Origin of the sequence: Mucilaginibacter limnophilus (assembly GCF_004005815.1) — a bacterium.
Classification (GTDB): domain Bacteria; phylum Bacteroidota; class Bacteroidia; order Sphingobacteriales; family Sphingobacteriaceae; genus Mucilaginibacter; species Mucilaginibacter limnophilus.
Genome location: NZ_SACK01000012.1, coordinates 70,412 through 90,303, shown reverse-complemented (window position 1 = coordinate 90,303; position 19,892 = coordinate 70,412). Strand labels below are relative to the sequence as shown.

Sequence of the window (19,892 nt, the reverse complement as noted above, 5' to 3'; positions counted from 1 at the left end):
TTACCAGTGGTAAATGATTTCAAAACTTTTTACCCACAATATGACGCATATTGGAATGGGTGGCGCTTTTGGCTTCTACCTTGACCTCAAGCAAAGTTCATTATTTTTAGAGGAAACCTTATCACATATGTAGTTTTAACCTGACTACTGACAGTGGTGGCAAGAGCAGGACTCGAACCTGCGAACTCCACCTGCCGATACTGAAAGGATTTCAATTAACGATATCGGCCATCTTGCCATTTAATTAAGGCGGGAGCCCTATTTCTCCCGCCTGGTCATGCGCATTGCCTGGGTAGAGCTACATTCTCAGTGCCTCGGCTGACCAGGCCAACCGCAATTTGACCGGTTATCTCTACTGTACCCGGTCGAAACACCTCACTGGCTTTTCGAACAGAGCAGGCACCGCGTGCCTGTTGTGATAGCGCTTATCGTTGCACTCATTGGTATGCGTTAAGCGGGTGCTTAAACCCGCTACAGTAGCGTTTCCTATCACATCACATCATATCACATCACACTTATAGGCACACTGCTACCATGAATACCGGCGGGGCTGGCCGGCGAAAAACTAAAACTCTTTGATGATTAATAATTTAAACTTTCACCATAAAGAACATCCGCGCCCCAGGTACCTTCAATGCCGGCGGGGCCGACCGGTTCCCTCTCAGTTAAGCAATTAAGATTTACTTTAATTACTCGTTTGTTGCGCCCCAATGCTTTACCGGTAAGTGTAAACCGGCTTTTCTTTCCTTAGCCGGGTGCTTTCCGGCATTATCCTGTTAAAGAACGATCGTCACTTTTTTAGTTCCACTTTAGCAAGTAGACATCCAGCCTTAGCTGCACATCAAAAACCAATTGGTTCCTGCGTTTTATTAGCTGATCATCACTCCAGTGCTGATACTTAATGATCAATGCTTCATATTTCTTCCGGCCTTTCAGCAGCGTTATATAAGCTTCAAGCCTCCTCCTATCCGCTTCCGGCGCCTGGCGTAAAAACAACACTTGCTTTACTTCAAGCAGTTGTTGCAGCCGGTCACCGGTATTTTTCCAAAGCGCTCCCATCACTTCCCCATCAGCGCGCACTCCTCCAGGAGCGGCAAAATGTTGTTCACAAAAATTTCGTAATGATCAGATGACCGATCCGGCACCAAAGCCTCGATATGTGCCCGGTTCTGATTGATTGTCCGGCACAGATCCGTATAAGCGCAATGGCGGTGACTGCCGATCCAAACTTTTAACCTGGCCGCGTCTACACTTTTTTTGCTGCCGGTTTTCTGCAGGCCGTACATGCGCTGCTTAAACCAGTTGAGTAGGCCTTTTACAATCTTGTCCCGATTTTCCATGTAAATGATGCGGCGGGCATGGCTGTACCGGTGCTTCTCGTCACCACCGGTGATGCTTTTTACTTCGACCACGTTCTTACCCGGGTAACGAATGATCAGTTGCGAGACGTTACCATGGTTGGAAAATTCGCCTTCTATAAACTTTACCATATCAGAAATTTTTGGTGAGCAAATCGGGTGATATCTGCCTTCCTGGCTAATCCGGTTTTCGTCCGGACGTTTCTTGAGTAAGTGGTTACCGTAACCAGTTCAACTTGCATGATGCCGGCGATCTGCTTATCGAGCAGGCCTTTTGCGGTAAGCTGCACATATTCGATCTCACGGCGTGTCAGGTATTGGCCGTTGTCGGTCTGTAAGGCGTCGCAAAGCTTACCTTCCTGGGAGCAATTACCGCGGTGTGGGCATGGCCAGTACTCGGTTGCTTGTAACAAGCCGTCGATTACATCAGGCTTGCGATCGAAACCACCATAGTTACAGATCAGAAATTTCTTAATGCGGTCTAAGCGGTTGAAGATGCCCAGAGCGTCCAATGCCGCCAGTTTAATCGGGAACGACATCATGTGCCGCTCAACAACAACGAGGAACGGTTCGTCGAATTTCTCAAACGGTACCGTGTTACCATTTTTGATCTGATATGCCTCGAGCCCCTGTTCGCAGGCGAAGAGCTCTACGTCGCTGTTTAACAGGCCGGCGGGTAGCTGATGCTTTTGCATGTTTAGGCGGTGGTTGTAATTGATGATGTTAATGCATTTAATCGCTTAATTCTTTCAGCCTCTGCTAAATCATCTGCAATCTTTTTTTCTTCAGCCAAAGACAACATGAAGTCAAAAATTGCCGGCTTTACAACAAGGCCATAAACAACCCTCTCAATTGTATTTTTTGACAAATTGAACTTTTTTACACCCTGCTCCCGCCAGTCATCTGGTAACAATTCAGTTGGTATCTTTAATGGTTCTTGCTTAGTCATAGATAGCTCCTACTTAAATAGTGTATGATTAGTCAGTATTTATTCAGTAATTTGTCAGTGAATTATAAGTTAAAGTAATGCAGAATTTTACACAACTGCAAATATTTATACTTATTTCGTTATAGTTTTTTACATCTACCTGATTTACAGGTAAATAATTTTTGTCTTAAAATGTCATGGCATACGACTTACTCGAAAAGATCCGCGAAAAATTAGCTGCTAACAATCGTGATCTGGACTGGCTTATTGGTGAGTTCGAAAAAAGTAAAAAGTGGTTTTACGATAACAGGGACATTACCGGTTTATCCTACCGGAATATCTTACAACTATCGCGTTTGCTAAAGTTCGATTTCTTGAAAGATTATAATGAATATTTAGCTGAACATGAAGAGGAAGCTATACACCTTTTCTTTGAGCCGCCGATTGAATACAAAAAACCAGCAAAGAAGATGACAGTAAATCTATCAATTACAGGTGTGCCAAATGCCTTTAAAGACTTTGATCAAGTAATAGACGCCCTAAAAAAGGAAGGGGAAAAACATGGCTTCGAAATCGACTAATTCCGACATTTTTTATAACTAATTGATTTTTAGGGCAGACATGGGCAAAAAATACACCGGCTCTGGGTACAGAGAGTAAAATAAAGCCTTAACATGTTGATCGTTAAGGCTTTACTCTTTTAAAATATCTTGGACCACTATAAAATCGACGGTTCTTACTATCTTCTATTTCTATAAAATACTGATAGTCAACAACTTAATGATATCCATATTTTTAACATTTGATAGTCAAAATAACGTAGCCAATTGATTTACTTATGGTTGAAATACACACACTAAAACTCCTTAAATCATATTTTTTTCATTTTCGCTTTTATGATTGATGAATTGGTTTTATTTGGTGAATCACTGCCATCTCTCATTTCTTCCTCGCGATTTATTTCAACGATCGCTATCTCGGCAATTATTTTTGCTATTAATGTCAAAAGCGGTTTTTCTTCCTCGGAAACCTCGTTCTTAACCTTTCGGTCAACTATTCTTCTCGTCCGTCTTTTTTCCATCGACAGCTTTAATTTTTGACCTAATATGGTAATTAATTGTGTGTCTGACATTGAGTTAATGTTAAAAAACGCATTACATTCAACTGTTTCTATATATATATATTTGAAATACATAAACTATTCACAAACTATCTTAAAGGATAATCCATAAATGGGAACTTGGGGCACAGGTATAAAAGACAACGATGCATTCGCAGATGTTTACAGCGAGTTTTTTGATGAGTACAATAAAGGAGGCGACCCCGGTAAAATCTCAAAAAATATAATTGAAAAGAATTGGGAGATTTTAGAAATTGAAGAAGAACGTAATAGTCTTTGGTTTGCTATCGGATTAGCTCAATGGGAAACAAAATCGCTCGATGCGGAAATATTAAAGAAAATAGAAAATATTATTTCTACCGGTGATGAGCTAAATGTTTGGCTTAATCTTGGGGCAACTGAAAATGATATTAAAAAGCGCCGAATCGTCCTTGAGAAATTTTTAGAAAAGTTAAAAAGTGATCGCGCGAAAGCGAAACCAAGAAAAAAAGCCAAGCTAAAAACTCCAGTATTTGCAACAGGTGACTGTTTAACATTCAAAATGTATAACGGCAATTATGGTGGTGCTGTGGTATTAGCGACAGACAATAATCCTGAAACAGCGTACAATTTAGTAGCAACAACCAGGATTAATCAGGCAACTAAGCCAACCATTAATGATTTTGAACAGTCTGAAATATTGATTTGCAATTTTGCCGGTTGGCAAGATAAAGTAGAAGTTACGTGGTATATGCCAGACCTATATTTCAAAGACTATTCTCACATCTATGAAGTTGTTGGCAATATGGTCATTGATATTGAATATGATATAAAAAATTATCTAGGTGAAGGTTACTTATTTAAACCTTCGTTTACTTCAGGCTGGAAAATGAATAATATGATCGAAAGGCAATTGGAATCTGAAAACTCCCAACCTAAACCGATCAAATCTGTAAGTTTAAAACAGCTAATCAGAAAAGATAAATGGTGGAAACTATGGTAGGAATTACCAATAACTTTTTTAACATTTGTAAATTTTCGGTTCAATTCTCCCCCGCTCAATCTAAAAATTAATACTATTATTGGCTACACTGGCTACTACTTTATAAAGCCTTTGACTTTCAAATCCTGGATTATAGGCTCTATAAGTCGTAAAAAGCTTTCTAAATGTTAAAAGTATTCCTGCTGATCGGTACTAAAAGGAAGCACCTCAACAGGTGTTTCCTTTTTTATTTTATAATATAAAATACCAAGTATTACGTCACAAAATAAGATAGCGATATGTTATAAATACAAATAACTGCGCAAATGCCGGTATAAACCGGCATTTGCGCAGTTATTATAGGTAGATGTTAATATTTTATTTTACTAATGAAGCATCATATAATTTAGTATTTACTTCATGAAGTTTGTCAACAGGCATTTTTTCGACTTTACGGTCATAGGTCATAAAGCCGTTAACTTCGCCTTCCACATCAGTTGTTTGAGTGTAAACAGCTGCCGAGAGACCCAGTGGTATCAACTGAGCTATCCTATCAGTAAAGGTAACGTACTTCTTAAACATTTCTTCTGAAGTTTTAAATGATTGATAACCCCAGTTTTTATTGGTTTGCCAGGTATGGCCCTCCAAGGGTAAGCCTAATCCGCCAAACTCACCTAATACCAATATTTGCTTTTTGCCAAATATATCTGGCGCAGGCATGGCAGGATGCGGGTAGTTATGCAAATCAATAATATGTCCGGTTGGATAAAAGTTACCACCGCTGGCGCTATTTACTAATCTTGTCGGATCTTTTTTCATAGTCCACTCAGTTATCTCTACTGTTTTAAACTGTCCCCAGGCTTCGTTAAACGGTGTCCATACTACAATTGACGGATAGTTATATAGTGCATCTATTATTAAATTCCATTCCTTGCGATAATATCCCTCAGATTCAGGCGTACGGTTTTGATCTGTAGCCCTATCTAATACACCCGGGCGGGTTTCCCAACCATTTCCCAAATCGCCGCTTGGCATATCCTGCCAAAGCAGCATACCAACTTTATCACAATAAGCATAATACGTTGCAGGCTCTACTTTAATGTGCTTGCGTATCATATTGAAACCCATTCTTTTGAGTTGATCAATATCGTATATCATTGCTTCATAAGTTGGTGGAGTGTATAAACCATCAGGCCACCAACCCTGATCGAGGGGGCCATATTGAAATACAAAATTGTTGTTCAGCATCATGCGTTGTATGCCATTGGCATCAGGCGCCATTGATATTTTGCGCATTGCAAAATAACTTTTTACCTCATCAACAACCTTGTTGTTACGTAACAAAGTTACACGCAGGTTATACAAAAACGGACTATTAATTGACCATAGCTTTTGGTTTTGTAACCTAATAATTGAGGTTTCTTTTGCACCGGTTTTATTTTGAGCTATAACTGTCGCGCCATCAAGCACCTCAACTTTAAGCTGGTCTCCTGCCTGTGCATTTTCTACGCTGGCGCTTACCGAAATTGTGTGTGCGTCAATGTTCGGAGTGTTTTTTGTTGCTGTGATATATGTTTTGGGCACAGCTTCCAGCCAAACGGTTTGCCATATGCCGGTAACTGGAGTGTACCAAATACCTTCTGGCGTTTTAACCTGTTTGCCTCGTGGTTGCGGGCCATCGTCGGTTGGATCCCAAACCCGTATGATGATTTCCTGTTTGGCGCCGGTTTTTAAAAAAGGTGTAATATTCAAAGTAAAAGGATCAAATCCGCCTTCATGTTTTCCCGCGCTTTTGCCGTTCACAAAAACTTCAGATTGCCAGTCAACCGCGCCAAAGTGCAGCAGAACCTCTTTGTTTTTCATGTTTGAGGGTAAGCTAATGGTATTTTTGTACCAAAGCAGACTATCTTTTCCAACTGTTTTGCCTACACCTGACAGGGCCGATTCCACAGCAAACGGCACCAAGATACTTCCCTCATATTTTGCGGGCTCAGCTTGCGTTTTTGGAGTAATGGCGTAGCTCCATAAACCGTTAAGGTTTTTCCAATTGTTGCTGCGTACAAGCATAGGACGCGGATACTCAGGTAAAGGATCTTTAGGGTTAACCCTTTCGGCCCATGGCGTTACTATCTTATCTTTTATAAGGTGCCACTGTGCCTGCTGTGCATTGGCTGTTAAACAAACTAATAACGCAATTGCTGCTACGGATAAAAATTTTCTCATTATTTGAATTGTGGATTTGTTGCTATACAAGCAGATAAAGGGGCTTCAGCTTTCGTTAAAACCCCTTTACCGTGCAATTATAGTGTTATTTTCTGCAATGGTGAGAATATCATATCCTCAACACCAGCAATTTTAAGGCCTACCCTTACAAATACATAATTTTGTGTAGGCGTTAAATTAGGTACGGTAGCCGTTAAAGTCACGTTGTTCATGCTGGTTATGTCGGTACCGGCCATATTAGCGTTAGCTATATTGCCGTCGCCCGCACCTGACACAAACTGTGTTTTGTTAATATACAAAGCAACGCTTTCAATATCCTTTGCATTAGCATCGATAATTACTTTGTTGATATTGAAGTTAACTGTTATGTCCCGGCCGCTCGCATTGTATTGTGCATTTTCTATCAGATAATACGGCGTCACTTGCAAATCAAGCGTTTGATCTCCGCTTACCGATACTGATAAGCTATCGCGGTCGCCGGTGGTCTGGTTCCAGCGAAACGGGCCTTGAGCACCCGGAATAATCAGTTTATAATCACCATTAAATAATAGGAACGAATATGAACCGTCCTGGGCGGCTGTTCCGGTAATAGCACCTTTTTTACCAAAGCCTGATTGATACAATTGGATAGGTACCTGAGCGTATTCTAAGTTTAGGGCCTGACCGTTGTAAACCAGTCTGCCTTTTAAGGTTGATTGCGGTGGCTCAAAGGTATCTTTTTTGCATGATGCCGCCATTATAATGAGCGCCATCAATATGATATAATGAAACTTGAATTTCATGGTTTTTTTTTATTTATATACTTTATTGATTAGGCTGTTTAACAATTTTTGGATTTCTGGATAATATGTCATCGCTTATTTGCGAATAATAATTACCTAATTGAAACCTATTGGCGCCGGTAACCCTGCTCAATTTAACTTCTCTAAAAATCCATTTACCATTGTTTGGGCTACCCGGATTAACATATAGATAAGGCCATAAACTAAATGGCTGGGTGTTATGCTTAGTAGCAGAACCGATGTTGCTTTTCAAATCGGCAACAGTCATGGTTTGGCCATCCCATACGCGGTGAGCTAATCGCCAGCGTTTCATATCAAACAAAGTATGCCCTTCAAATACCAGCTCAACCCGCCTCTCGTGAACAATACGATCAAACGAAAGTGATGTTAATGGCGTAGTTAGGCCTGCGCGTGCGCGTACCTGATTAATGTAATTAAGCGCTGTACCTTCGTCTCCGAGCTCAAATGAGGCCTCAGCAGCATTTAATAATACTTCGGCATAGCGGTAACGTATAAAGGCCACATCACTACGGCGTCCGCGACGACCCGAACCTGTAACCGGATCAAGATATTTGCGAATGTAAAAACCTGTTTGTGTACGAAACTCCAAACCGTCTGAAGGCCCGTCTAAACCTACAGCTGATGTAGATGTGCCGGGCAAGTTTCCACTTGATACAAAGTCACCTGCAGCATTTTGATAACCGGCTCTTACATCAATTGCCGCGCCTTTAAATATTGAGCCGGGCAACATCACCGTACCTGCTAAACGAGCATCTCTGCCGGCAAAGATATCCTGCTGATTGGCGTAATAAATTGGATCGCCATTCTCATCAGTGGTTGGTATAGGCGCATAAGTGTTATCCAGTTTCTCAAATGCCTCTACAATGTTTAAGGATGGATTTAAGCGACCGGCATCGGCACCTTCTTCAGACCGTGAATACGGCTGGTTGTTTACCGTGAAGCTATGCACTTTGTTAGTGCCTACCTTGAAATCTTCTATATAAATACTTTCGTGGTTAGTTGAGCTTTTATCCAAAAATACAGCAGCAAAGTTATCAGAAAGGTTTGGTAGCGAGGTGTATAAAGAATAACTGCCGGCTTTTCCTTCAATTATAGAATCTGCCGCAGCTAACGCTTTCGCATAATAGCCATTTGCCATAGCTGCTGGTATGCCAACTTCGTTACCAGGCAAAGTTACACTTGGTGTGGTTGCTCCGTATTTAGCTATTGAACCCGCATATAGCGCGGCCCTTGACATCATAGCAAATGCTGCACCTTTACTGGCTCTTGATTTTGTATCAGAGCTAGCGGGAAGATCGTTTTTTATCGCTGTTAATTCATTTAATATGAAATCGTAAACCTCTGATTCTTTTGATCTTGGTGTTTGTAAGCTCTCAACATCCCCCTCATAAGTTAATGAATTAGTAATAAGCGGAACTCCGCCCATTCTTTTAACCAGTTCAAAATAATAGGAAGCACGCAAAAAACGGCCTTCAGCAATAAATCTCCTTTTGTCACCCTCATTTAGCGCTGTAGAAGCTGTGGCGCGTTCAATAAACAAGTTAATATCGCGTATGTAACCATAGTCCCATGTGTTCCATTCGCTAAAACCCCAGTTAGAGCGCTGTACAAAAAAAGCACTTCCGTTTTCTGAAGGATACGCTTCGCTAAAATCTACAAAGCTTGCCCAGCCATTGTCAAGTCCGGAGAAATCGAGCTGCCGTTGGTAAAGGTCGGCTACAACCGATAACACCAGGGCCGGATCTGAAAACATTTTATCTGTTGGTACTACATCCCTTGGTTCAATGTCTAAAAAGTCATTGTCTTTACACGAAGCCGTAATTAACAGCGCCGCGCTTATGGTTATTATGAATATCTTTTTCATTGTTAAATCAGTTGAATTATTAAAAGGTTAAGTTTACGCCAAAGTTAAATACCTTACTTTGCGGGAACTGTAAACCATTATCATCCACAACCTCGGGATCTATGCCGAAATCTTTTAAATTGTCAAATGAAAACAGATTATAGGCATTTACATAAAATCTGGCTCTTTTAACTTTTATTTTGGATAGCAGGTTGGCCGGTAAGCTATATCCTAATTCAAGGGTACGCACACGTAATTGTTTAATATTATGCAGCCAATATGAGGAGTTTCGTTGCCCATCAGGAAAATCTCGCTTATCCGGGCGTTCTTCATCCCGGTTTAATGCATAGTTGGCGTGGCCAAACCCTACGTTATCACGGTTGGCAGGATACTTACCGGGAATCCACTCGCTATTAAAATCATATGGATCTGCCCTATGCCACCTGTCCTCAAAAATGGCGTTCAAATTACCATTATTTTGGAAAGCCCAGCGGGTTTCCCAGTTTTGGAACCAAGTATAACCGGCAGATCCTGAGAAATCTGCATGAAAGTCAAAATTGCTATAAGCCAAAGCAATGTTAAAACCAAAATTGATATTAGGCTGTGTGCCATAACCGAAACCAATTGGTCTTTCATCATATTGGTCTATTTTACCATCACCATTCTGATCCTTATACATCAAATCGCCGGGTAGCATGGTAGTATTGCCTTTAGTATCGTTATTTATAGGATAATTGTTGATTTGCTCTTGTGAAGTAAACTGGCCTATAACCTCATAACCCCAGTCTAAGCTTGTGTAACGTCCTTCACGTTGATGACGATATTGATCCCATGAGTTAAAGAAACGCTCTTTATAAGTTTCATTCCATTTTGCACGTGTATAAGCAATGTTACCGCCAACGGTATAATTTACCTTACCTATTTTATTGTTATAACTAAGCGCTAGTTCATTGCCGTATTGTAAATCACTTTCAAGGTTTGCTTCCGGTAGGGTGTAACCCAGTTCAGATGGTGTAAGAACATCTTCACGTGCTATAAGCAGATTACTTCTTACACGGCGAAAATATTCAATAGTACCACTTAAATGATTGTTCAGCAAAGTGAAATCCGCCGCGAGGTTTAAAGTTTTACTCTTCGACCACGTAATTGTTGTAACCGGTATACCTTTGTCACGTGATACACTAATCGCCTGGTCATCTAATACAGCCAATATAGGGTTGTCGCCGTCACGAATAGCATAATTGTAGCCTGGAAGATAAGCAAAATAACCAACTATAGGACGATTTGGGTCAGTAGGATACCTGTCATCCCCCATCAAACCATATGAGCCTCTGAATTTTAAATCGTTCAGAATACCGTTGTCTCCAAGCAGGTTCTTCATAAATTGCTCTTCGGTAATGCGCCAGCCGGCAGATATCGCAGGAAAGTAGCCTACCCGTTTGTTAGTAATAAATAAAGATGAGGCATCACGTCTGGCCGAAAGTTCTAAATAATATTTGTTAGCATAGTTGTAATTAAAACGACCTACATACCCTACACGAGCTGTTGCAAAATCATAATCATCATAACGATCCATAGTTGAAAATTCAATTAGCGGAAGGTTATTAGATTTTGGTATCGCATGTAGCCAGTTACGCAGGCTACGGGTTTTAATTCGTTCTGCCACTACAGTGCCGCCTACAGTGTGTTTACCAAAGGTGTTATTATAAGTTAACTGTGCCTGCATATTGGTATTGAACTCTTTACGCTGATCACGCTCACGCCACGGGTTAGTTGCCCCTCCGGTTCTTTCGTAAACATCCGTTTCCGGGTGGTAGGTGAATACATCATAAGTGTATTCGTGGTTGTTTAAAACGTTATCAGCTAAATAATATGAGTATACACCTTTAAGCGTTAAGCCTTTAACGCCCGGAATATCATATTCAGCATTAAAGTTGGTTTGCAATACTCTCCAGTCGCTGCGATAAGCACCGGAAATTTTCTTGTTCAGAAATGCATAGTTTGATTCAATGTTATTTATCTGGTTAAGGTAATTAGGGTTATCATTAGCGTACGGCCTTTCTATAGGTGTATTACGCAATACTGCAAAACGGGCGAGAAAGTAATCGTCACCGCCTGGAACGCCAGGGTTTTCGCGACTTTCTACCCGGCCATTTATGTTTGCAGATAACCGTAATCCGGTTGCAACTTTAGCACTGATATTAGACTGGATGTTTGTACGGCCAAACTCATACTCCTTACCAATATTGGAGTTTTGATAAAAGTTTGTACCTGATACATAATAGTTTACTTTGTCGTTGCCACCGGTAAAATTTACGTTTATTGAATTTTGCGGCGCGTTACGATTACTACCTAATACATAATCCCGCCAGTCGAAACTTTGATATCCACGCTCTGTACCAACGCGATACTTTTCAACTTCTTCAGCTGTGTAAGCGGTAGTGCCTGAGGTATTCATTTGCGCATCAGCCTTGTAGCGCGCATAATCATAAGAATTACGGACTACATCAGGGAAACGGAACCAGTTTTGAAAGCCCAGATAGGCATCCACATTAATACGGCTGTCACCCGAACCTTTTTTGGTGGTAACCACCACAACACCGTTTGCAGCGCGCACACCATAAATAGCCGCCGATGCATCTTTTAATACCGATATGCTTTCTATATCGTTAGGTGCAAGATTGTTAAACTGACCGGCGTCCTGCTGAACACCATCAATTACAAATAAGGGTGCTCCCATATTACGAATCTGAATGTTAGCGCTGGCACCCGGACGGCCATCAGGCATACGGAAGGTAACGCCCGGTATTTTACCTGCAAGCGTAGTACTAACAGTTGAACCACCGTGCACTCTTTCAATATCCTTACTGTTTACTGAAGCAATTGAACCAGTGATAGATTCACGTTTTTGCGAACCGTAACCCGTAACCACAACCTCTTGCAGCTGAGAATTGGAAGGCATTAATTTAAAATCAATAACTGTTTTGCCGCCGGTAGTCAACTCCTGCGTGGTGAAGCCTATGAACGACGCCACCAGTATGCTGTTAGCATCAGTTATAGTAATACTATACTTTCCCTGAGCATCCGTTGCAGTACCAATAGTAGTACCCTTTATTTTGATGCCCACACCAGCTAAGGGCAAGCCGGTGTCATCAACAACAGTACCTGTAACTTTGGTTTGAGCATAGGCCGTTGTAGCTGAAAAAACCGCAGTAATTAAAAGAAAAATAATAAAAGGCTTGTGAAACCATTTTTTGCCCGGCGGACAATTGGAACGGAATATTATATCCCGTTGCAGAGGTAAAATTTTTCTCATAAGATTTTAAATTGGTTAATGAAGTATAAACGTCATTTTGACGTATTATCAGCGGTAAAGAACGCTGTTTTTGATTTTTACCAATTCGTCAAAAAATATCAATACTTCGATAAAAAATATCATATTTGAGAAATTCTTACTTAATCTAATAGTTAACCATGAGTTAGTTATTAAGTTAAACCCGTTATAATGAAATCTTTTAGTTAATTTTTTATAAAGATGAAATAACTTTTTGGGTTTGCTGTATCCATAAAATGCAGTGCCTATCTACTAAGTATTAATAATAATGACCCATACTACCTATGAAACATTTTTATTTAATATTATTACTGGCTTGTTTGATAGCATCGGCCAACGCTCAATCATACTATTTCAGGCACTACCAGGTGGAAAACGGTTTATCAAATAGTACCATTAATGATTGCATTCAGGATAAACGAGGATTTTTGTGGATTGCTACCCGCGATGGTTTAAACCGGTTTGATGGTTATTCCTTCAAGGTATTCCGTCATGATCCCAACAAATCTAACTCAATAGGTAACGACCTGATTCGAAGTTTACATGAAGATCAACAAGGCCGCTTATGGGTTGGAACTGATTTAGGGTTATATATTTATAACTATGATCAGGAAAGCTTTACCCGTATAGCTCCTGATTTAATTGCTGATGCTTTTGCCTTACAGTCGGATAGAAACGGAATGCTTTGGTTTCTTTCATCAGGCAAGCTATTTCAGTACAGCGCTACTGATACTGTACTTAGACAAATAGCTGCAAATACACGGCTATATGCAGATGCATTAAATATAGCTAAAGATGGCACTGTTTGGATAGCTTCAAGTAATGGCACTATTTCAAAATTAAACAAAGCCCACAATGCATTTAAAAGCTACAATGTGTTTAGTCATTCGCCTAAAGCGGCATCATACTATATTCAAAGTTTGTTAAGTACTGATGACGGAAAACTATTTGTAGGATCGATTAATCAGGGTATTAAACTGTTTGATTGCAAAACTGAAGATTATAAAGACCTGCTAACCGTAGGTAAAGATAAAACTGACCTATATGTACGTGATTTTTTGAAGTACTCAGATAATGAGTACTGGGTGGGTACCGAAGCCGGTATATATATTTTTGATACACGAAGCGAAAAATTCACCTGTTTGCAAAAGGATTTCAACGATGCTTACTCATTATCTGACAATGCAGTTTACAGTTTATATAAAGACCGTGAAGGCGGGGTTTGGGCGGGCACTTTCTTTGGTGGATTGAACTATTATCCAAGCCAGTATTCAGCCTTCAATAAATTTTATCCTGGAAAAAAAGGAAGCTCCCTTGTTGGGGATATTGTACGTAATATTACAAAGGACAAGTATGGAAATTTATGGATTGGAACAGAGGATAACGGTTTAAGCAAACTTGACAAAAACGGTAAATGGACAAATTATAGCCCCAATGCTGATAATTATGTATCCAGTACCAATATACATGGCTTAATGCCTGTAAATAATGAATTATTAGTGGGCACTTTTTGCCAGGGAACTAATTTGCTGAATATATCTACAGGTAAACTGATCAGAAACTTTAAAGATGATAAGAGTAAGAATTCCATCATAAGCAATTTTGCCGACTGTATGTACAAAACACAATCAGGCGAAATTTTAATTGGCACTACACGTGGATTGTTTAGTTATGATGCTACTAAACGAACTTTTAAAAGCTACGAATTTGTGCCCAACCACGATTTTGTTTCCATAATTAAGGGAGATCACAAGGGTAGAATATGGATAGGTACTGTACATGACGGGATATATTTTATTGATAAAAAAATAGGTAAAAGCGGAAAATTTAATTTCGGCTATCCTCAAATGCAGCGGCTTGAGCTTACTGCCGTTAACGATATTTTTGAAGATAGCAATAACACGCTTTGGATTACCACAGATGGCGATGGCTTATGGAAATATGATGCCCATAGCAACAGTTTTAAAATTTACAACACAACACACGGACTACCAAGCAATTATGTTTTTTGCATTTTGGAGGATGATAAAAAAAATCTTTGGATAAGTACATCAAAGGGTTTGGCAGCATTTAATATAGTTACTGAAAAAGTAAAAGTTTACACCAAAGATAACGGTTTGTTAAGCAATCAGTTTAATTACAAAGCATCATTTAAAGATACAGATGGTACTATGTATTTTGGTTGCTTAAAAGGCATGATTAGCTTTAATCCGGCACAATTTAGAGATAATAGCTATGTGGCACCCGTATATATTACAGGCCTGCAGGTATATAATAAAGAGATTTCAATTGGCAACAAAGATTTCCCGGCATCCAGTTCTATTATATCAGCAAAGCAAATAACACTACAGTATGATAAGGCAACATTTAGCCTTGATTTTGCAGCGTTAGGTTATACCGCGCCTGAGGCTACCCGGTACATGTACAAAATGGACGGCCTTGACAGAGGCTGGACACATTTAAAAACTAATCGTAAGGTTTATTTTACAAATTTGCAGCCTGGTACCTATACCTTTATCGTTAAAGCGCTAAACAGCGCCAATATACCATCTGAAGCAAGACTTGAAGTTGTTATTACGCCGCCATTTTGGGCCAGCGTATGGGCCTATCTGGTTTATTGCCTGGCATTTATTATTACAGCTTTTTACATTATCAGACGTTACCATTTAAAAAGTTCTGAGCGGCACAATCACATGATTGAAATATTAAATAACGAAAAGGAGAAGGAAATATATCATGCAAAGATTGAGTTTTTCACAAATGTTGCGCATGAAATACGAACGCCATTAACGCTTATTAAAGGCCCTATGGAAAATGTTTTACGAAACGTTGATAACATGCCAACAATTAAAAGCAACCTACTGATAATGGAACGCAATACCAATAGGTTGCTAAATCTTACAAATCAATTGCTTGATTTCAGGAAATCTGAGGTTAAAGGCCTAAGCCTTAATTTTGTGCGTGTTAATATTAATAAGTTGCTGGAAAATAACTTTGAAGTATTTAAATCATTGGCGGACCAAAAGGGCATCAATTATTATTTAAAAATACCTAATGAACATTTGTTTGCGTATGTAGATATTGAAGCGTTTACCAAAATTTCAAGCAACCTTTTTCTTAACGCTATTAAGTACAGCAATAAGCAGGTGGTTATTGAACTAATTGCTACACAAAGTAGTTCTACTACATTCAATATCGTAGTAAAAAATGATGGTCATGTTATTCCTGCAGAAATGCATGAAAAAATATTTGAGCCATTTTATCGTATGAAAAATAATGAAAAAGAAACCGGTACAGGTATAGGCCTTTCATTATCACGATCACTGGCCGAATTGCATAAAGGAACGCTGATTTTAACAACATCAAAAGATAAAAATACCTTTATACTGAATTTACCTATACATCAGGATACCGAAATAGACTTGTACCATAACGACGGTGTTATGCTGCACCGCGCTACTAATAATATTGACCCTCATAAGCCTTTTATATTAGTGATTGACGATAATACGGAGATACTTGAATTTATTGCAGGCGAACTGGAGGAGAAATACACAGTACTTAAGGCTCAAAGCGGCGCTGATGCTTTAAGAATTGTAGCTATAGAAAATATACAGCTTATAATAAGTGATGTAATGATGCCGCAGATGGATGGATATGAACTTTGTAAGACAATCAAAACAAATCTTGATTATAGCCATATACCTGTTATATTGCTAACTGCTAAAAACAGTCTGCAAAATAAAATTGAAGGTTTGTATAATGGCGCCGACGCTTACATTGATAAACCATTTTCACCGCAATTTTTGCTTGCGCAAGTGGCCAGTTTATTGATTAACCGGAATAAGATACACGATCATTTTGCCAACTCTCCTATGGCAGGTATTCTTACCATGGCTAATTCTAAAGCCGATGAGAAGTTTTTAAATAAATTAAATGAAGTAATCAATAACAATATCTCTAATCAGCTATTGGATGTAGAGCAGATAGCAAGTATCCTGAATATGAGTAAACCAACCCTCTTTAGAAAAGTGAAGGCCATATCAAACCTGTCAATAAATGAGCTTATCAACATCAGCCGTTTAAAAATGGCGGCACGATTATTAGTTGAGAACGATTACAAAATATACGAAGTAGCCGACATGGTCGGCTACAGCTCGCAAAGTAATTTTGGCCGGAATTTTATAAAACAGTTTGGCATTACACCATCAGAGTACGTTAGCAAAAACAGGGAGCAAAGTGTAAAAGCCTGACTTTCTACCTGGAAGTTTCTATGGTAATTCGACCACCTTCCTTAAACAGATCATGAGACACTTTGTAACCGGTCAGATTTTTACCGTTCACTTTTATAGCTGTTATTTTGCGTCCTGATGAAGGCTTTTTGATTAGCACTGTCTTTCCGTTAGGCTGTTTCCATTCAATCTCATCAAAAAGCGGCGCTGTTACCAGATAATACGGATCAGTCGCTGAAAAAGTGTATAGCCCAAGTGCGCTAAATACGTACCATGATGACATTTCCCCGGCATCATCCATGCCGCTTAGCTCTAACCCTTTATCGCCAATGCCGTAAAGATTATTCATTATATAATCTAAAATTTTTTGAGTTTTTTCAGGCTTCCCTATAAAAGTATAAGCAAATGGGGCTTCGTGGTCAGGTTGGTTACCATGGCAGTACTGGCCTACCATTGTTTCAACATTTCGGGCTATGTGTTTCGGGTTCCATGGCACTGTAAATAACGAATCAAGTTTTTTTTCAAAATTGGCAGGGCCACCATAAAGCTCAATTAAACCTTCCATGTCATGGGGTGCAAAAAACGATACCTGCCAGGCATTCGCTTCCCGGTACATGTATTCATAATACGGTTGCTGCGGATCGAAATTTTTTATCCAGTCGCCATTCTCCAAACGGCCACGCATAAATCTGGCAGAAGTGTCAAACATGTTTTTGTAATTCTTGGATCTCGCCATCAAGATACGATAGTTAGCAGTGTCTCCCAGTTTTTTTGCAATTTGAGCAAGTGAATAATCATCGTATGAGTACTCAAGCGTTTTTGAAACACCTGCTTTTGCTTTGGTTTCCACTTCAGGATTAGGAATATCAGGGTCGGATATGAAACCTTTTTTTATATACTCGCCGATGTAAGGCCTTGCCCCTCCCTCTACGTTTGCATTACGCAGCAACAATTGATAAGTGCCCTTTATATCAAAGTTGTCAATTCCCCTTAAATAAGCCCCGGCAATAGAAGAGGTGCCATGGTCTCCATGGAAAAATGTTGGGATAAAACCGGTTTTGTCGCCTACGTCTTTCATTGATTTAATCACATCCAATGTAACATCGGGTGTAACCAGTCCAAGTAATACATCTTTATTTCTGTAAGTATCCCAAAGTGACGGTTCGGTATAGTAGCGAAAATCTGCATCGGTTATTACATTTCTTTTCGCATCCCTGTATTCATTGTTAACGTCGCTACGCAAAGCCGGCCATAAAAACGAACGGTACAGGCATGAATAGAACATTCTTGTTTGTTTTGCGGTACCGCCTTTCACTTTTATAGACGACAGTAATCTTTCCCAGGTATCATTCGCTTCCTTTTTAACCGTTTCAAAAGATTTGTTGCCAATTTCTTTCTGTAGGTTTAATTTGGCATTTTGCTCACTTACAAACGACAATCCAATTTTTAGTTCAACGGGTGAAGTACCATCAGCTAAAAAAACCATTGCTGAGCCAGTTCTTTTGCCTTCGTCCTGCTTGGTTAGCTTCTCAATTTTAGTGTTAAGCTCGACATAGAAATAAACGTTCTCTCCGCCTTGAAATCCTTGAAGCGCCTGATTGCCTACCTGTTCAATACGCCAGGTATTAACCCGGCTGTTAGCTTTACCCAAATCAAAAAGTATTCTTCTGTTTTTACTATCCTTATATGCATACCTGTGAAAGCCGGCTCTTAATGTTGAGGTAAGGCTAACCCCAACATTATAATCGTCCAGATACACCTGGTAAAAACCCGGAGAGGCCTTCTCCTTTTGATGACTGAATTTAGAACCTATTTTTTGTGTGTTGCCGGCAACCGGCAGTATAGGAATATTGCAAAGGTTCCAATGCCCTTTGTTAGTATGCGTAAAGCCAAGAATCACTGAATCTTCATACTGATACCCCGCACCGGAGCCATAAGCCGTTACAGGGCTTAACTGAACCATGGCATTAGGAAGTGAACTGCCCGGAAAAGTTAGACCCGCCCATGAACGCCATCCCTCAGGCAGTTTATAACCAAGTATTTTAGGATCATTCATTGGAGCCGTACCTATAAAAGGATCTACATATTGCGTAAAAGTAGCTTTTTGCTGTCCGTGCAGCATTGCTGGCATAAACAATGCAAGCATCAAAATGCATTTGTTAAGTTTTTTTATCATCATAGGTATTAAAGAAGTATTCGTGCTCTTTTAATATTGTAAAACAGGCATACCTTTATTTCAAAAATGTGTACAGTAGGCTGCATTATCTTGGTAAAAACGCACAAAGGTGCTGAAACTTCACCACTTTTTATAACCACTCCCTTATCATTTTACTATGGTAGCTAAATATTTACTTGTGCCAGAATTATTTAAACGTTATTAATGTAACAGAAGTATGTTTATGGCTGAAAAGCCCCCTTTTTTGTCGTAGATCGCCCTTATACCATTATATATCATCTCTTATTTTTGACTACATCCTTATAAATAAAACTGTTAGTACAATGAGAACTGTAACTTTCTGTATAAATATTAGCTTAGATGGCTATTGCGATTTTCATATCATGAATCCATGCGAAGAGCTTATGGGTTATTTTACAGAAATAATGAACGACGTTGACTTGATTTTTTTTGGCCGAATCATGTATCAACTAATGTTTCCATACTGGGCTGATGTTGCAAGCAATCAATCGGGCACAAATAATGAAAACAGATTTGCAGATAAATTTACCTCTATAAATAAAGTAGTAATATCAAATACCCTAGAAAGTGCGGAGTACGCCACACAAATTATTCGCAGCAATCCGGCAGAAGAATTATTGAAACTGAAACAACAGCCAGGCAAAAAAATTATGGTGGATACAATAAGCATGCTACCTGAACTTATTTCAGCAGGCCTTATTGATGAATTTAAATTAGTTGTACATCCGTTGATAGTTGGAACAGGACGACGGTTATTTGATATAGATAGCCTTCAGGAAAAACTTACGCTCAAACTGGTTGATACAATAAAGTTCAAATCAGGATGTATAGCCCTTCAATACCTGAAACAATGATAAAAAAAACTGGCCTTAGCTCCATAATTATTACAATTT

The 19,892-nt window shown here is 39.4% G+C and carries 14 protein-coding genes and 1 tRNA gene; 4 read left to right on the top strand and 11 right to left on the bottom strand.

All coding sequences use genetic code 11. The features are described from left to right. Nucleotides 1-154: 154 nt before the first annotated feature. The 5 genes from EOD41_RS20820 to EOD41_RS19285 all read right to left on the bottom strand — a co-directional run bounded on the left by EOD41_RS20820 (nucleotide 155) and on the right by EOD41_RS19285 (nucleotide 2,307). Nucleotides 155-238 (bottom strand) — tRNA-OTHER (locus EOD41_RS20820). Nucleotides 239-798: 560 nt separating this feature from the next. Beyond that, nucleotides 799-1,080, bottom strand: coding sequence for a hypothetical protein (locus tag EOD41_RS19300; protein ID WP_164849996.1), 282 nt, complete (start codon nucleotides 1,078-1,080; stop codon nucleotides 799-801). Beyond that, nucleotides 1,059-1,490, bottom strand: a complete 432-nt coding sequence (locus EOD41_RS19295) for a hypothetical protein (RefSeq protein WP_127708054.1) — start codon at nucleotides 1,488-1,490, stop codon at nucleotides 1,059-1,061. Before EOD41_RS19295 ends, EOD41_RS19300 begins: the two co-directional genes overlap by 22 nt. Next, the gene (locus EOD41_RS19290) at nucleotides 1,484-2,053 is read right to left on the bottom strand and encodes a helix-turn-helix domain-containing protein (protein WP_127708052.1); all 570 of its coding nucleotides are present in this window, start codon (nucleotides 2,051-2,053) and stop codon (nucleotides 1,484-1,486) included. Before EOD41_RS19290 ends, EOD41_RS19295 begins: the two co-directional genes overlap by 7 nt. A 2-nt stretch (nucleotides 2,054-2,055) precedes the next feature. Further along, complete coding sequence (locus EOD41_RS19285; RefSeq protein WP_127708050.1) at nucleotides 2,056-2,307, bottom strand: hypothetical protein; 252 nt, start codon at nucleotides 2,305-2,307, stop codon at nucleotides 2,056-2,058. A gap of 176 nt (nucleotides 2,308-2,483) precedes the next feature. Between EOD41_RS19285 and EOD41_RS19280 the strand changes: the two genes are divergently transcribed. Further along, nucleotides 2,484-2,867, top strand: coding sequence for a hypothetical protein (locus EOD41_RS19280; RefSeq protein ID WP_127708044.1), 384 nt, complete (start codon nucleotides 2,484-2,486; stop codon nucleotides 2,865-2,867). Between the two features lie 290 nt (nucleotides 2,868-3,157). On the opposite strand, the gene EOD41_RS19275 is transcribed toward EOD41_RS19280, so the two are convergent. After that, complete coding sequence (locus EOD41_RS19275) at nucleotides 3,158-3,418, bottom strand: hypothetical protein (RefSeq protein WP_127708042.1); 261 nt, start codon at nucleotides 3,416-3,418, stop codon at nucleotides 3,158-3,160. Between the two features lie 100 nt (nucleotides 3,419-3,518). Between EOD41_RS19275 and EOD41_RS19270 the strand changes: the two genes are divergently transcribed. Then, on the top strand, nucleotides 3,519-4,388 hold the full coding sequence (locus tag EOD41_RS19270; protein WP_127708040.1) for a hypothetical protein: 870 nt from the start codon (nucleotides 3,519-3,521) through the stop codon (nucleotides 4,386-4,388). A gap of 357 nt (nucleotides 4,389-4,745) precedes the next feature. On the opposite strand, the gene EOD41_RS19265 is transcribed toward EOD41_RS19270, so the two are convergent. The 4 genes from EOD41_RS19265 to EOD41_RS19250 form a co-directional block, all read right to left on the bottom strand. Beyond that, nucleotides 4,746-6,590 (bottom strand): glycoside hydrolase family 2 protein, encoded by a 1,845-nt coding sequence (locus EOD41_RS19265; RefSeq protein ID WP_127708038.1) that lies wholly within the window; start codon nucleotides 6,588-6,590, stop codon nucleotides 4,746-4,748. A gap of 77 nt (nucleotides 6,591-6,667) precedes the next feature. Next, a complete protein-coding gene (locus tag EOD41_RS19260; RefSeq protein WP_127708036.1) occupies nucleotides 6,668-7,372 on the bottom strand; it encodes a DUF3823 domain-containing protein in 705 nt (234 codons plus the stop codon). Between the two features lie 22 nt (nucleotides 7,373-7,394). Continuing rightward, nucleotides 7,395-9,257 carry a RagB/SusD family nutrient uptake outer membrane protein gene (locus EOD41_RS19255; protein ID WP_127708034.1) on the bottom strand — a complete coding sequence of 621 codons (1,863 nt, stop codon included), beginning with the start codon at nucleotides 9,255-9,257 and terminating at the stop codon, nucleotides 7,395-7,397. A gap of 19 nt (nucleotides 9,258-9,276) precedes the next feature. Beyond that, nucleotides 9,277-12,552, bottom strand: a complete 3,276-nt coding sequence (locus tag EOD41_RS19250; protein ID WP_127708032.1) for a SusC/RagA family TonB-linked outer membrane protein — start codon at nucleotides 12,550-12,552, stop codon at nucleotides 9,277-9,279. A 302-nt stretch (nucleotides 12,553-12,854) separates the two neighbouring features. On the opposite strand from EOD41_RS19250, the gene EOD41_RS19245 reads away from it, so the two are divergent. Next, a complete protein-coding gene (locus EOD41_RS19245; protein ID WP_127708030.1) occupies nucleotides 12,855-16,823 on the top strand; it encodes a hybrid sensor histidine kinase/response regulator transcription factor in 3,969 nt (1,322 codons plus the stop codon). 4 nt (nucleotides 16,824-16,827) lie between these two features. Here EOD41_RS19245 and EOD41_RS19240 read toward each other — a convergent pair whose 3' ends face one another. Then, nucleotides 16,828-18,981, bottom strand: coding sequence for a GH92 family glycosyl hydrolase (locus EOD41_RS19240; RefSeq protein WP_205780600.1), 2,154 nt, complete (start codon nucleotides 18,979-18,981; stop codon nucleotides 16,828-16,830). Nucleotides 18,982-19,301: 320 nt separating this feature from the next. On the opposite strand from EOD41_RS19240, the gene EOD41_RS19235 reads away from it, so the two are divergent. After that, nucleotides 19,302-19,853 carry a dihydrofolate reductase family protein gene (locus tag EOD41_RS19235; protein WP_127708028.1) on the top strand — a complete coding sequence of 184 codons (552 nt, stop codon included), beginning with the start codon at nucleotides 19,302-19,304 and terminating at the stop codon, nucleotides 19,851-19,853. Nucleotides 19,854-19,892: the final 39 nt, after the last annotated feature.